General features: G+C 69.5%; 11 protein-coding genes and 1 tRNA gene. 3 read left to right on the forward strand and 9 right to left on the reverse strand.

Going from position 1 to position 13,433, the window contains the following annotated elements:
* Entirely contained in the window at nucleotides 1-894 is an 894-nt protein-coding gene (locus Q8Q88_RS08755; RefSeq protein ID WP_305674813.1) for a glyoxylate/hydroxypyruvate reductase A, read from the forward strand.
* Between the two features lie 2 nt (nucleotides 895-896).
* On the opposite strand, the gene Q8Q88_RS08760 is transcribed toward Q8Q88_RS08755, so the two are convergent.
* Both Q8Q88_RS08760 and Q8Q88_RS08765 read right to left on the reverse strand, forming a co-directional pair.
* Nucleotides 897-1,496 (reverse strand): hypothetical protein, encoded by a 600-nt coding sequence (locus Q8Q88_RS08760; RefSeq protein ID WP_305674814.1) that lies wholly within the window; start codon nucleotides 1,494-1,496, stop codon nucleotides 897-899.
* Nucleotides 1,497-1,563: 67 nt separating this feature from the next.
* Nucleotides 1,564-2,034 carry an Lrp/AsnC ligand binding domain-containing protein gene (locus tag Q8Q88_RS08765; protein WP_305674815.1) on the reverse strand — a complete coding sequence of 157 codons (471 nt, stop codon included), beginning with the start codon at nucleotides 2,032-2,034 and terminating at the stop codon, nucleotides 1,564-1,566.
* 114 nt (nucleotides 2,035-2,148) lie between these two features.
* On the opposite strand from Q8Q88_RS08765, the gene putA reads away from it, so the two are divergent.
* The gene (putA, locus tag Q8Q88_RS08770) at nucleotides 2,149-5,247 is read left to right on the forward strand and encodes a bifunctional proline dehydrogenase/L-glutamate gamma-semialdehyde dehydrogenase PutA (protein ID WP_305674816.1); all 3,099 of its coding nucleotides are present in this window, start codon (nucleotides 2,149-2,151) and stop codon (nucleotides 5,245-5,247) included.
* A 36-nt stretch (nucleotides 5,248-5,283) separates the two neighbouring features.
* On the opposite strand, the gene Q8Q88_RS08775 is transcribed toward putA, so the two are convergent.
* From Q8Q88_RS08775 to Q8Q88_RS08795, 5 genes are all read right to left on the reverse strand, one after another.
* A tRNA-His gene (locus Q8Q88_RS08775) sits at nucleotides 5,284-5,360 on the reverse strand.
* 131 nt (nucleotides 5,361-5,491) lie between these two features.
* A complete protein-coding gene (locus Q8Q88_RS08780) occupies nucleotides 5,492-6,193 on the reverse strand; it encodes an energy transducer TonB (protein ID WP_305674817.1) in 702 nt (233 codons plus the stop codon).
* Between the two features lie 12 nt (nucleotides 6,194-6,205).
* Nucleotides 6,206-6,634: a biopolymer transporter ExbD gene (locus Q8Q88_RS08785; protein WP_305674818.1), complete on the reverse strand. Its 429-nt coding sequence runs from the start codon at nucleotides 6,632-6,634 to the stop codon at nucleotides 6,206-6,208.
* A gap of 5 nt (nucleotides 6,635-6,639) precedes the next feature.
* Entirely contained in the window at nucleotides 6,640-7,542 is a 903-nt protein-coding gene (locus Q8Q88_RS08790; RefSeq protein ID WP_305674819.1) for a MotA/TolQ/ExbB proton channel family protein, read from the reverse strand.
* Between the two features lie 653 nt (nucleotides 7,543-8,195).
* Entirely contained in the window at nucleotides 8,196-8,993 is a 798-nt protein-coding gene (locus tag Q8Q88_RS08795) for a hypothetical protein (RefSeq protein ID WP_305674820.1), read from the reverse strand.
* A gap of 167 nt (nucleotides 8,994-9,160) precedes the next feature.
* On the opposite strand from Q8Q88_RS08795, the gene Q8Q88_RS08800 reads away from it, so the two are divergent.
* A complete protein-coding gene (locus Q8Q88_RS08800; RefSeq protein WP_305674821.1) occupies nucleotides 9,161-10,570 on the forward strand; it encodes a M20/M25/M40 family metallo-hydrolase in 1,410 nt (469 codons plus the stop codon).
* Here Q8Q88_RS08800 and Q8Q88_RS08805 read toward each other — a convergent pair.
* Nucleotides 10,567-11,826, reverse strand: a complete 1,260-nt coding sequence (locus Q8Q88_RS08805) for an amino acid permease (RefSeq protein WP_305674822.1) — start codon at nucleotides 11,824-11,826, stop codon at nucleotides 10,567-10,569. The two genes, Q8Q88_RS08800 and Q8Q88_RS08805, sit on opposite strands and share 4 nt — an antisense overlap.
* Nucleotides 11,823-13,433 (reverse strand): NAD(P)/FAD-dependent oxidoreductase, encoded by a 1,611-nt coding sequence (locus Q8Q88_RS08810; RefSeq protein ID WP_305674823.1) that lies wholly within the window; start codon nucleotides 13,431-13,433, stop codon nucleotides 11,823-11,825. The genes Q8Q88_RS08805 and Q8Q88_RS08810 overlap by 4 nt, the downstream gene beginning before the upstream one ends.

Here is a 13,433-nt window from a genome sequence, read left to right on the forward strand (position 1 = left end):
ATGACGATCCCGTTCCTGTCGCGCCTGGACCCCGAGGCGACCGAGCTGTGGCGTGGCCTGCTGGAGCGGGCGCTGGGCGAGCCGGTGACTCTAGGTTTGCCAGCTGATCGCGGCGCGGTGGAGATCGCGGTGGTCGCCAATCCGCCGCCGGGCGAGCTCGCGACCCTGCCGAACCTGAGGTTCATCCAGTCGGCCTGGGCTGGGATCGATGGCCTGATGGCCGACCCCGCCCTGCCCCGCCAGGTCGCCCTCGCCCGGCTGATCGATCCGACCCTGGCCGCCCAGATGGCGGAGGCCGTGGCGGCCCATGTCCTGGCCTTGCACCGCCAGGCGCCGGCTTACGCCGCCCAGCAGTCGCAGGGGCTTTGGCGCAAGCTGCCACAGCCCCCGACCACCGAACGACGGGTCGGCCTGCTGGGTTACGGTGAGATGGGAAGAGCCTGTGGCAAGGCGCTGACAGGACTTGGCTTTCTGGTGTCCCACTGGACGCGATCGAGCGGCGACCTGGACGACCTCCTGGCGCGCAACGAGATCGTCGTGAACCTGCTGCCGCTGACCCCGGAGACGCGGGGAATCCTCGGCCAGGCGACCTTCACGCGCATGCGGCCCGGCGCGGCGATCATCAATGTCGGGCGTGGCGGGCACCTGGCCGAGGCCGACCTGATCCCGGCCCTGGACTCCGGCCAGCTTGGCCACGCCGTCCTCGACGTGTTCGAAACCGAGCCCCTGCCCGCCGATCACCCGTTCTGGCGCCACCCGAGGATCACCATCACCCCGCACGCCGCGGCGATCACCGACCCGGCCAGCGGCGCCCTGCGAGCCGCCGAGAACATCGCCCGTTTCCGCGCCGGCGAACCGGTCGTCGGTCTGGTGTCACACCAATCCGGGTACTGACCCTAAGGCTCGTCGAGATGTAGCCAGGCGGCTTGGGTCGCCAATCGGTAGTCCTCGCTCCACGGCGGGCCAAGCGACGCCCCGATCTCCTTGAGGCGCGCCTCAAGCGTGGGCTCATCGACGCCCACTAGGTCGCGGACGAGGCGAGGCTGGTCGCGCTCGACGACCCGGTGGACCTGCAACCCCAGGGCCGTGCATCCCGCCGCGACGACATCGCGATAGAAGGCCCCCTCGGCGGCATGCATGCGCGCATGCACCCGCAGGATGTCCTCGAGCGTCTCGGGAAGCCTTGCGGTTCCGGTCGGAACCACGGCGCGGCGAACGCTGACGCCGTCGCGCCGAAGGTCGGCGATCAGGTTTCCGATCTCATGCGCCGCGTTCGCCGCCGTCGCTGTCCGGATGCCTTCGATGAAGGCCTCGGCCTTGGCCGCATCGACCTCTGCGGCCTGGTGATAGGCGAAGCGTTCGTGGCCATCGGCAAAGACGACCCGCCGCCGCTCGATCACCTGCGGCGCACTTGGATCGCCCGCGAGAGCGACGACCGCCGTCCAGTAGGTGTGGGGACGAAACCCCAGGACGGCGAAGGTTGGCCTGCTTTGCATGACGTGCTCCGGGGCGGCGCCTGTCTCCACAATCTACAGCCTCTCGCACCGTTGGGCCGTCGGAACCTTAGACCGGGAGTTCGGTCACCGACTTGACCTCCTCCAGCACGGCGTAGGTGCGGGTCTCGCGCACGCCCGGCATGCGCACCAGGACGTCGCCCAGAAAGCCGCGATAGGCCTCCATGTCGCGCACCCGCGCCTTGATCAGATAGTCGAACCCGCCGGCCACCATGTGGCATTCGAGGATTTCGGGACTACGCTGCGCGGCCTGGGCGAATTGCGTGAAGGTGTCGCCGGTAGTCCGGTCGAGCTGGACCTCCACGAAGATCAGCAGGGCCCGGTCGATGGCCTTGGGGTCCAGCAGGGCCGAGTACCGCAGGATCACGCCGCGCTCCTTCAGGCGGCGGACTCGGTCCGAACAGGCCGAGGGCGAGAGGTGGCATTGCTGGGCCAGGTCGAGGTTGCTGATCCGGCCATCCCGCTGCAGGACCCGCAGCAGGCGGCGGTCGATCTCGTCCAGCTGCACATCATTCGGCATTGGTGAATCGTTCCGTGTTTTTGTCCGGCCAATCGGCCATATCTACGCAGGACATTCGATAACATAAGAGATATGCCGGACGATAGAAGATCCACTCCTTCAAGGCCACGCCCCATGACCTCCTGGACCGCTCTCGACGACCTTTCCGCCAAGTATCGCGACGAGACCGATGCGGTCACCGCCCTGCTGGCCGCCCAGCCTCTGTCGGCGATGCAGCGGGCGGCCGTGCGCGCCGAGGCCGAGGAACTGGTCCGCGCCGCGCGCAGGTCGGCCAAGCGCCAGGGCGTGGTCGAGAGCTTCCTGCAGGAGTTCAGCCTCGGCACTCGCGAGGGCCTGGCCCTGATGTGCCTGGCCGAAGCGCTGTTGCGCACGCCCGACCAGGACACCCGCGACCGGCTGATCGCCGAGAAGATCGGCAACGCCGATTGGGCGAGCCACCTGGGTCAGTCCGACAGCCTGTTCGTCAACGCCTCCACCTGGGGCCTGATGCTCACCGGCAAGCTGGTGGAGGTGGACGACGAGGCCCGCAACGACCTGCCGGGCTTCCTGAAGCGGCTGGCGGAGCGGATCGGCGAACCCGTTGTGCGCCAGGCGGTGGCCCAGGCCATCGGCATTATGGGCGAGCAGTTCGTCCTGGGCCGCAGCATCGAGGCGGCGCTGAAGCGGGCCGGCAAGGAGGGCCAGGTCTGCTCCTTCGATATGCTGGGCGAAGGCGCCCGCACCGCCGCCGACGCCGCCCGCTACGAGCAGGCCTATGCCGACGCCCTGGAGGCCGTGGGCAAGGCGTCGAAGGGCGCAGGCCCGGAGGCGGGACACGGCGTCTCGGTGAAGCTATCGGCCCTGTCGCCGCGCTATGAGGCGACCCACGAGGACCGGGTCTGGAGCGAACTCTATCCGCGCACCAAGCGCCTGGCCCTGATCGCGGCCCGGCACGACATCAACTTCACCATCGACGCCGAGGAGGCCGATCGGCTGACCCTGTCGTTGAAGCTGCTGGACCGCTTGGCCCGCGAGCCGGAGCTGGGCGAGTGGCAAGGCCTCGGCCTCGCCGTCCAGGCCTATCAAAAGCGCGCGCGGCTGGCCGTCGAGCGCGTGGCGGAAATCGCCCGGTCCAGCGGCCGTCGCCTGATGGTCCGCCTGGTCAAGGGCGCCTATTGGGACAGCGAGATCAAGCGCGCCCAGGTGGGCGGGCGGCCCGACTATCCGGTGTTCACCACCAAGGCGGCGACAGACCTCTCCTATCTGGTCTGCGCCCGGGCGCTGATCGGCGCCGCGCCGAACCTCTATGCGCAGTTCGCCACCCACAACGCCCACACCCTGGCCGCGGTCCAGGCCATGGCCAGCGAGGCCGGGGTTAAGATCGAGTTCCAGCGCCTGCACGGCATGGGCGAGGCGCTCTACAAGGCCGCCGACGACCTGCACGCCGGCGCCGTGGTGCGCACCTACGCACCCGTCGGCGGCCATGAGGATCTGCTGCCCTATCTGGTGCGCCGCCTGCTGGAGAACGGCGCCAACACCTCCTTCGTCCACGCTTTGCTGGACGAGCGGGTGCCGGCCCAGGACGTGGTGGTCGATCCGGTCGCCGCGGTGGAGAAGGCCGGGATCGGGCCGCATCCGAAGATCCCCCGCCCCGTCGACATCTATGGCGCGGAACGGAAGAACTCGCTGGGTGTCGATCTTTCCGTCCCCGAGGAGGTCGCGCGCCTGACCGCCGCCGCCCGCGCCTTGGAACCGCTGTCGTCGGGTCCGCTGATCGGCGGCAAGCTCCGCGCCGGGATCGAGTCCCAGCCGGTGCTCAGCCCGTCCGCCAACGCCCTGGTCGTGGGCAAGGCCAGCGAGGCCTCGGCCGCCGACATCAACGCGGCCTTCGCCGCCGCCAGCGCCGCCCAGCCAGCCTGGGACAAGCTTGGTGGTTTCCGCCGCGCCGAGATTCTGCGCGCCATGGGCGACATCCTCGAGACCAATCGCGACCGGTTGATCGCCATCTGCGCCCGTGAGGCCGGCAAGACCCTGGCCGACGGCGTGGCGGAGGTGCGTGAGGCCGCCGACTTCTGCCGCTACTACGCCCATCTGGCCCTGACGAAGTTCGGGGGTCCGGAGGCGCTGAAGGGGCCGGTCGGCGAGACCAACACGTTGGAGCTTCATGGCCGCGGGGTCTTCGTCTGTATCAGCCCCTGGAACTTCCCTCTGGCCATCTTCACCGGCCAGATCGCCGCGGCGCTCGCCGCCGGCAACGCCGTGGTGGCCAAGCCCGCCGAACAGACCCCGCTGATCGCCGCCGAGGCGGTGAAGCTCTTCCATGAAGTCGGCCTGCCCCCTGGCCTGCTGGCCCTGACCCCCGGCCGCGGTGAGACCGTGGGCGCGGCGCTCACCGCCCACCCGGGCTGCGACGGCGTGGCCTTCACCGGCGGCACCGACACCGCCCGGCGGATCAACCAGACCCTGGCCGGCCGCGACGGCCCGATCGTGCCGTTCATCGCCGAGACCGGGGGACTGAACGGCATGTTCGTCGACACCACGGCCCTCAAGGAACAGGTGGTCGATGACGTGATCGCCTCGGCCTTCGGCTCGGCCGGCCAGCGATGTTCGGCCCTGCGCATCCTGTTCCTGCCCACCGACACCGCCGACATGCTGATCGACGGGATCAAGGGGGCGATGGACGCCCTGGTGTTGGGCGACCCGGCCGACGCCGCCACCGATGTCGGCCCGGTGATCGACGCCGAGGCGCATGGCGCGCTCACCGCGCACCTGGCGCGCCTGCGGCGCGAGGCCAAGGTGCTGCACCAGCTGGAGACGCCGCAGGGTGGGACCTTCTTCGGGCCGGTCCTGGCGGAAATCCCGTCGGCGAGCTTCCTGGAGCGCGAGGTGTTCGGGCCCGTTCTGCACGTCGTTCGCTATCGTCCCGCCGACCTCGCCAAGGTCGCCGGCGAACTGGCGGCCTCCCACTACGGCCTGACCTTGGGAGTCCATTCGCGGATCGACGCCTTCGCCGTCCAGGTCCGCGACCTGGTTCCGGCCGGCAACGCCTATGTGAACCGCTCGATTATCGGAGCCGTGGTCGGCGTCCAGCCGTTCGGCGGCGAGGGCCTGTCGGGGACCGGGCCCAAGGCTGGCGGGCCCAACTCCCTCACCCGCTACGCCATCGAGCGCGCGGTCAGCGTCAATATCACCGCCCAGGGCGGCGACCCCGCCCTGCTCAACCTGAGCCTCTAGGGATGTAGGGAACCCGGCCTTCCGGGGACCGCGCGATGGTACCACCTCTCGGGCTCGAACCGAGGACCTCTAGATCCACAATCTAGCGCTCTAACCAACTGAGCTAAGGCGGCGCATCGCGAGGCGTTCTTCTAGTCGCGCCGGACGGTTCGATCAAGCACCCAGCGTCCCCAGGACGGCGGCGCCAAGAAAAAACCCCGGAGGCTCGCGCCGCCGGGGTTTGATCGTTGGTCTTTGGTCGCGGTCAGCCCTTGGGCAGCGTCCAACGGAGCGGGATTCGCACCGTTCCCCCTTCGACAGGGGCGCCGTCCTGGGTCTTCGGCCGCATCTTGAACAGCTTGCTCGCCCGAAGGGTCGCAGTACCGAAGTCCTGATCGGCCGGATCTTCGGAAACGATGGAGCAACCCTCCAGCGTCCCCTTCGAAGTGACCGTGCAACTGATCGTCGCCCGGCCTTCGACGCCCATCCGCTGAGCCCGCTCCGGGTAGTACCGGGACAGAGCTTCGGCATCGGGACGACGCGACCAGTCGGGGTTCGTGATGACCGACGGACGCGGCGGGGTCGGGGGCGCAGCCCGCGGGGGCTCCGGAACCTCGATCCGCTTTTCGACCGGCGGAACCGGCAGCGGCGGGATCGTCGGGATGTCGGCCGGCACGTTCACCGGAGGCCGCGGTTGCAGCTTCGGCGGCGGAGGCGGCGGCGTGTTCGGAGGCGGAGGCGGAGGCGGCGGAGGCGGCGGCGGAGCGGGCTTGATGATCGCCACGTCCGTCACATCATCCGAGTACTCCTTGTACTTCGGCTCGAACTTCGACTTGTAGAGGTAGGCGATAAGGCCCGCGTGAACGATAACCGAAAGCACGATGGCGACGGTGACGCCCGTGTTCCGTTTCTTGACCGGCTCGTCGAAGACGCTGCGGTGATGGGTCGTGTCGGTGGTTTCAGCCATTCGTCACCCCCCTCACTCTTCGAGGCCAATAAGGGCCACGCTGTAGAACCCGTTGTCCTGAAGCATGTTCATCACGCCCATGAAGTCTCCGTAGAGAACATTCTTATCGGCGCGGATGAAGATGCGTTCCTTCTCCGGATTGCGCTTTCCGATATTGGTCCGCAGGTCATCGCCCAGATCGGCAAGGTCAGTCTTGCTGTCCCCGAGGTAGATGCTGCCACCCGCCTGGATGCTGATATAGACCGGCTTTGGCGGGTTGGTCGAAGGCTTGGCGGTAGCCGGTGGAAGGGCCACCTCCACGGTCACGGCGGCCATGGGCGCCGCGACCATGAAGATAATCAGGAGCACCAACATAACGTCCACGAAGGGCGTCACGTTGATTTCGCTCATCGCCTCTACCGAGCCTTGCCCACCCCCAGAACCTGAGAGTTTGGCTCCCATGGCGGTTAGGCTCCCTTGTCGAGCTGCCGGGAAATGGCGTTCATCAGTTCGGCGACAAATCCGTCAGTCCGCGAGCCGTAAGCGGAAATCCGGGTCTGGAAGTAGTTGTAGAAGATAACCGCCGGGATAGCGGCGAACAGACCGATACCGGTGGCGAGAAGCGCTTCGGCGATGCCGGGCGCGACGACGGCCAGGTTGGTCGTGTTGGTGTTCGCGATGCCGATGAACGAGTTCATGATCCCGTAGACGGTGCCGAACAGACCGATGAACGGACCGGACGAACCGACGGAGGCCAGGAACTGCATGCCGCTGGACAGGCGCTTGGCGAGGTTGGATTGAACCGCGCCAACCGCGGCTTCCGCCCGGTGGATGGTAGTTTCACGGTGCGCGCCGGTGACGGCGAGACCCGCTTGCCGCGAGAGTTCGACTTCTTGGGCGGCCGCGGCGGCCATGTCGGCCAGCGGATTGCCTTCGAATTCTTCGGACATCGCGATACGGCCCATGTCGTTGATCGACTTGGCGCCGCGGAAGGCCTCGACGAAGCGGTCCGAGGCTTTGTTCAGCGAGCTGAACTCGATCATCTTCGTGACCAGCAGGGTCCAGGAGAGGATGGAGGCCAGGATCAGGCCGATCATCACGACCTTCACGACGGGTTGAGCGTCGAGGAACATCTGCACGACGGTAAGCGAACCGGCATGCTCGATGGTCGGGGGGGCGACGTCGGCGGCGGGAGCCGCAGCATCCGCGGCTGGGGCCGCAGCGGCATCAGCGGCCGGAGCCGCGGCGGCGTCGGCGGCGGCGGGAGCGGCCGGAGCGGCGGCTTCCTGCGCGAACGCCGGCACGCTCGCCATCAGCGCGACCGCGCCGATGAGAGCGATGAAAGGGGTCAGTCGTTTGTTGTCGAGCATCTGTCGCCAGTTCCTGATTGGTCTAGCACGTTTGGACCGAGGGTCGTCGCGCGAGAGCGTCTCCACCCTAGTTAAAGCCCGCCGCTCGTCCGGTAACCGCCGGACAAAACGCCAGAGCCGCTTTCGCTGCGCCCGACCCGTTACGCCAACGCTTCAACGAACTCGTGAAGCGCAACGTTCCGAAGGCGGGAGCGACCTCGGTTTCCCCGAAGGGAAGCTGAAGTCTTAACCGCCATGTTAGACGTGCGGCAGGGGTCCTTTGGCAACCCCTATTACGGGCGTCAAGGGGTGTTACTCCGAGGGCCGACCCTGGGCATGCTTCGCGACCCGCAGCATTGTTGCAGTGCACAATGTGCTGCATAAGTAATCTTGCGCAATTTTCTACTTATAGCTGAAAATATATATTGCGCCGCAGCATAGCTGGCGGAACACCGGTCTCGAAATAACCCGGCTCGCGATCCGATTTTTCGGCAGGGCGCCCGAATTTCGGTCGCGTCCCAGCCTTGGCGGGCAAATGGGAGCCGGAGGGGTCCGAGTCAACCCGCGTTCGCCGACTCGCGGGCCGTCGACGGGGGAGCGTGTCTCGCGGGACATACCGCCGCGGGAGGCGCCCATCGCCTCTGGAATGTCACTCAGGCCTTACGCAGCAAGCTCTACCGGTCGTTCGGGGTGCGGGTGGTCATGGCCGCTTCCGGATCGGGCGGCGGGGCGATCGCCACCGGGGCGGCCGGCGGCGCGGCGATGACGGGCGGTGGCGCGGTCTCCGGCGGGGGGACCACGAGCGGCGGGGCGACGATCTCTGCGGGCGTCGGGTTCGGCTGCGAGGCTCGCGCCGACCCACGGCGCGGCGCCGCGAGCGCCGCGCGCCGTGGGGCGGGCGGCGGGGCGGGTTGGGCGACGGCGGCCGTCTCGAGGGGCGCCGCGGCGGGAGGCGTGCTTGCCGCCGCCTGAACCGGCGCAGGACGGACGGCGCGGTCGGCGGCCACCGTGCCCTGACGCGCGGCGATCGTCACCACCGTGACCACCGCGATCACGGCGAGGGCGCCGGCTCCGGCGACCAGCGGCAGGCGGTTTGGCGCGCGTCGCGGGGCGGTTCTCGGCAGAATGGAATTGAAGACCGGAGCCTCGACCGCCGCGGCCAGAGGCGGCGGCGGCGGCTCGGCGGCCCGCGGCGGTTCGGTCCTGGCGACGGCGGCGGGCGGGACCGCGACGGGAGGCGCCGTGACCGGGGGGTGAGGCGCGGCCGCCGGAATGAGCGAGCCCGTCAGGATTCCGGGCCGCGGCGGGGCGACGGTCGGCTGGGGCGCGACATGGGCCAGGGAGGGCCTGGATGGCGGCGGCAGCCTCCCGGCCTTGGGCAGTGGCCCGATGCGGAACACCGGGCGCGGCTGACCGCCCCAGGCGGAGTTGGTGGCGAACGGACTGGGCGGATCGTCCTTGGGCGGCGGCATGCGCGTCTCCACGACCGTTCCCGGCCGCGCACAGGGTGGGCCCCCGCCCGCCTGGAACCTCGCCGCAGACTTGGTCGGTTCTATGACGCCGCCCCGTGGACAGGCGCCGCCGGGCGACCCACACTCGGGCGGCCTGAGGCGGGCGCGTCGAGGTCGAGGGGACAGTCATGGGTTACGGGCGAATCCTGGTCGCGGGGCTAAGCGCCGCGGCCCTGCTGAGCAGCCCGGCGCGGGCCCAGACCCCGCCGCCGGCCAACCTGGCCCTGGCCCGTGAGATCCTGGCCGAGCTCATCGCCGTCAACACCGTGCACGACCACGGGACCCTCCCCGCCGCCGAGGCGATCAAAAAGCGGATGCTGGCGGCTGGATTCGCCCCGGCCGACGTGACCGTGCTGGCGATTCCCGGGCATCCGACGCAGGGCCAGGCGATCGTGCGGCTGCGGGCCAAGGCGGCGAAGGCCAAGCCCGTGCTGTGGATCAGCCACCTGGACGTGGTCGAGGCCAGGCGGGAGGACTGGACCGTCGAGCCCTTCGCCCTCACCGAGAAGGACGGCTGGCTGTATGGCCGCGGCGTGCAGGACATGAAGGGCGAGATCGCCGCCCTGCTGGCCGCCCTGGTCCGCGCCCGGCAGGAGGGGTTCGTCCCCGACCGCGACATGATCTTCGCCTTCACCAGCGACGAGGAGGGCGGCGACGCCAACGGGGTGGACTGGCTGGTGAAGACCCAGAGGCCGCTGGTGGACGCCGGCCTGGTGATGAACAGCGACGGCGGCGGCGGTTCGCTACGCGGCGACCAGCGCCTGTCCTACGGGGTGCAGACCAGCGAGAAGGTCTATGTCACCTTCCAGCTGGAGGCGACCAACAAGGGCGGTCACTCTTCCATCCCGGAGCCCGACAACGCGATCTATCGCCTGGCCAAGGGGCTCTCGCGCATCGAGGCGTTCAAGTTCCCCGTGGTGACCACCCCCACCACGCGCGGTTATTTCGCCAAGTCCGCGGGGTTGGAGAGCGGCCAGGTCGCCGCCGACATGCTGGCGGTGTCCAAAGAGCCCACCGATCTCGCCGCCGCCGAGCGGCTGAGCGCCGCGCCCGCCCGCAATGCTCGGCTACGCACGACCTGCGTGGCGACGGGACTGTCGGGCGGGCATGCGGAAAACGCCCTGCCCCAGCGCGCCCGCGCCGTCATCCAATGCCGCATGATGCCCACCGACAGCGAGGCGGCGGTGCGCGCCAAGCTGGTCGAGGCGGTGGCCGATCCCGGCCTCGAGGTCAGCGTCGTCTGGCCGGCCGCCCCGGCGCCGGATTCGCCCTACGATCCCGCCCTGTTCGCGCGACTGACCAAGGTGGTGCAGGGCATGTGGCCCGGCGTGCCCGTGCAGCCGCACATGGACCTCGGCGCCTCCGACAGCGTCTATACGCGCACGGCCGGGATGCCGAGCTATGCGGTCGGCGCGATCTGGAGCGACGTGGACGACAACCGCGCCCACGGCCGCGACGAACGGATCAGCGCCAAGGCCTTCAGCGAGGCGGTGGAGTTCGACTATCGACTGATCAAGAGCGTGGCGGCGGCCCGCTAGAGCGACGCCACGATCATCCAGACGCAGAAGGCCGCGGCCGCCAGGCCAATGAGGCGGGCGGCCCCCCGGCGCGCGGGGTTCTCGATCGCCGACGCGAAACGGACCAGCGCCAGTGCGCAGAGGATGTAGACGCCAAGGATCAGCAGGACCGACGCGTTGATCAACGCGTTGAACTGTTTGGTCAGGGTCGGCGACAGGGTGGCCAGGGTCGCCAGGGACATGAGCAGGGCCACCAACAGGATGTCGCGGACCGGGGTGGTGCGCAGGCCCGGGGTCGAGAGCGCCTTGGGGAGATAGCCGCTGGCGGCCCCCACCCGGCCGGCCTCGGCGGCGACCAGCACCCAGCCGCCCAAGGTGCCCAGGGTCTTGGCGAGCGCGCAGGCGGCCACCACCGCACCGGCGATGGGGCCCGCGGCGATGGCGACCATGTCGGCGAAGGGGGCGGTGGAGGCGGCCAGCCGTTCGGCCGGGATCACCCCCATCACCGCGGCGGTGGCGGTGGTGTAGACCAGCGAGGCCAGGGCCACGCCGCCCAGGGCCGCGATCGGCAGATTGCGGCGGGGATTGTCGACCGCGGCGGCGGCGACGCTAGCGCTCTCCAGCCCCATGAAGGCCCAGAAGATCATCACCAGCGACCCCGGCACGACCCTGCTCAGGGGCTGGCCGCTGACGTTCCAGGAACCCCAGAAGATCTCGGGATCGAAGCGCAGGACCCCCAGGCCGATGGCGGCGAGGATCGGGATCAGCCCGATCAGCAGGGTCGAGGCGGCCAGCCAGACCACGACCCGCGGCCCCCAGAGATTGGCCGCCGCTATCAGCCAGATGATGACCAGGGTGGTCGTCAGGGTCGCGACCGGGCCGATCAGTCCGGGCAGGAAGACCGCCAGATAGCCGACGGCGGCGATGGCGATGGCGACATTGCCGATCCAGGCCGCGACCCAGTAGGCGCTCCAGGACAGGAACCCGAAGGCCGGATGCAGGCCGTCTGCAGGGTAGCGCACCAGGCCGTTCACATCCGGCCGCATGATCCCCAGCAGGGCGAAGACCAGGGCCAGGACCAGGCCGCCCACCGAGGCCACCGCCCAGCCGATGACGCTGGCGCTGCCGATGGCCGCCAGCGAGGCCGGCAACAGGAAGACTCCCGAGCCGATCATGTTGCCGGCCACCAGGAAGGTCGCCGCGAAGGGGCCGAGGCCACGCGCCACGCCGGGGCCGGAGGGGGCGTCGGCCGCCACGCCGTCCCTCCCTTGGCTCATGCGGTCCTGAGCCGACCGCGGCGCGCGTCCTTGATGATCTCGCGCGCGGCGTTGTGGCCTGGGGCCCCGGTGACGCCGCCGCCGGGATGGGTGCCGGCGCCGCACTGGTAGAGGCCGGCGATGGGGGTGCGGTAGTCGCCCGCGCCCAGGACCGGGCGCGCCGAGAACATCTGATCCAGGCTGAGATTGCCGTGCATGATGTCGCCCCCGCTCAGGCCGAAGGTGCGCTCAAGATCGAGCGGCGACAAGACCTGGCGGCCGACCACGGAGGCCGCGAAGCCGGGGGCCTGGGCCTCTACCGTGGCGATCATCAGGTCGGCCACCTCCTCGCGGTGGTCGTCCCAGGAACGCCCGCCGGAGAGGGTTGGCGCCACGTGCTGGCAGAACAGGCTGGCCACATGCTGACCCGCCGGCGCCAGGCTGTCGTCCAGGGTGGACGGGATCAGCATCTCGACGATGGGCGCCTTGGACCAGCCGTGGGCGCGGGCGTCGGCATAGGCCTGCTCCATATAGGCCAGGCTGGGCGCGATGATGATGCCGGCGGTCAGGTGGTCGCCCGGCCCCGGCAGGCAGGAGAAGTCGGGCAGCTTGGAGAGCGCCACGTTCATCCGGAAGGTGCCCGAGCCGCTGCGATAGCGGTCGATGCGCTCGGCGAAATCGGGCGGCTGGAACGAACGGTCGACCAGCTTGCCGAACAGCAGCTTGGGATTGAGGTTGGAGACCACGGCGCGGCCTCGGAGGGTCTCGCCCTTCTCGGTGACCACGCCCACGGCCCGACCCTTCTCGACTAGGATCTCGGCGATGGGGACGTCGGTGCGGATCTCCACGCCGCGCTCGCGGCAGCAGGCGGCCATGGCCTGGGTGATGGCGCCCATGCCGCCGATTGCGTGGCCCCAGGCGCCCTTCTTGCCGTTCACCTCGCCAAAGACGTGGTGGAGCAGGACATAGGCCGAGCCCGGCGTGTAGGGACTGGCATAGTTCCCAACCACGCCGTCGAAGCCGTAGACGGCCTTGATCGGATCGCTCTCGAACCAGCCGTCCAGCCAGTCGCCGGCCGACTGGGCAAACAGGGCCAGCAGGTCGCGCTTGGCGGTGAGGTCGAGATGGCTGAGCCGTCGCCCGAGGCTGGCGCTCTTCAGCAGCTCGGGAATAGCCTGGACCAGGCCCCCCTCCACCAGGTTGGGCGGGGTCTGCAGGACCAGGTCGCGCAGGACGTCGGCGATAGCCTCCAGGCGGTCGCCATAGGCGTCGAGGCGATCGGCGTCCTTCTGCGAGAACTTGGCGACCTCGGATTTGGTGCGCCCGTCGCCGGTGGCCAGGTAGCCGCCGGGCACAGGCAGGAAGTTCGACACCTTGCGTTCGACGATCTTCAGGCCGTGGCGATGCAGGTCGAGGTCGGCGATGACCTTCGGATTGAGCAGCGAGACGGTGTAGCTGGCCACCGAGTTGCGGAAGCCCGGATGGAACTCCTCGGTCACCGCCGCGCCGCCGACCACGCTCCGGCGCTCCAGCACCGTGACCTTGAGGCCCGCCGCGGCGAGATAGGCCGCGCAGACCAGGCCGTTATGGCCGCCGCCGACGATCAGGATGTCGCGTTCGCTCGCCAT

The organism is Phenylobacterium sp. (assembly GCF_030697925.1).
GTDB lineage: Bacteria > Pseudomonadota > Alphaproteobacteria > Caulobacterales > Caulobacteraceae > Phenylobacterium.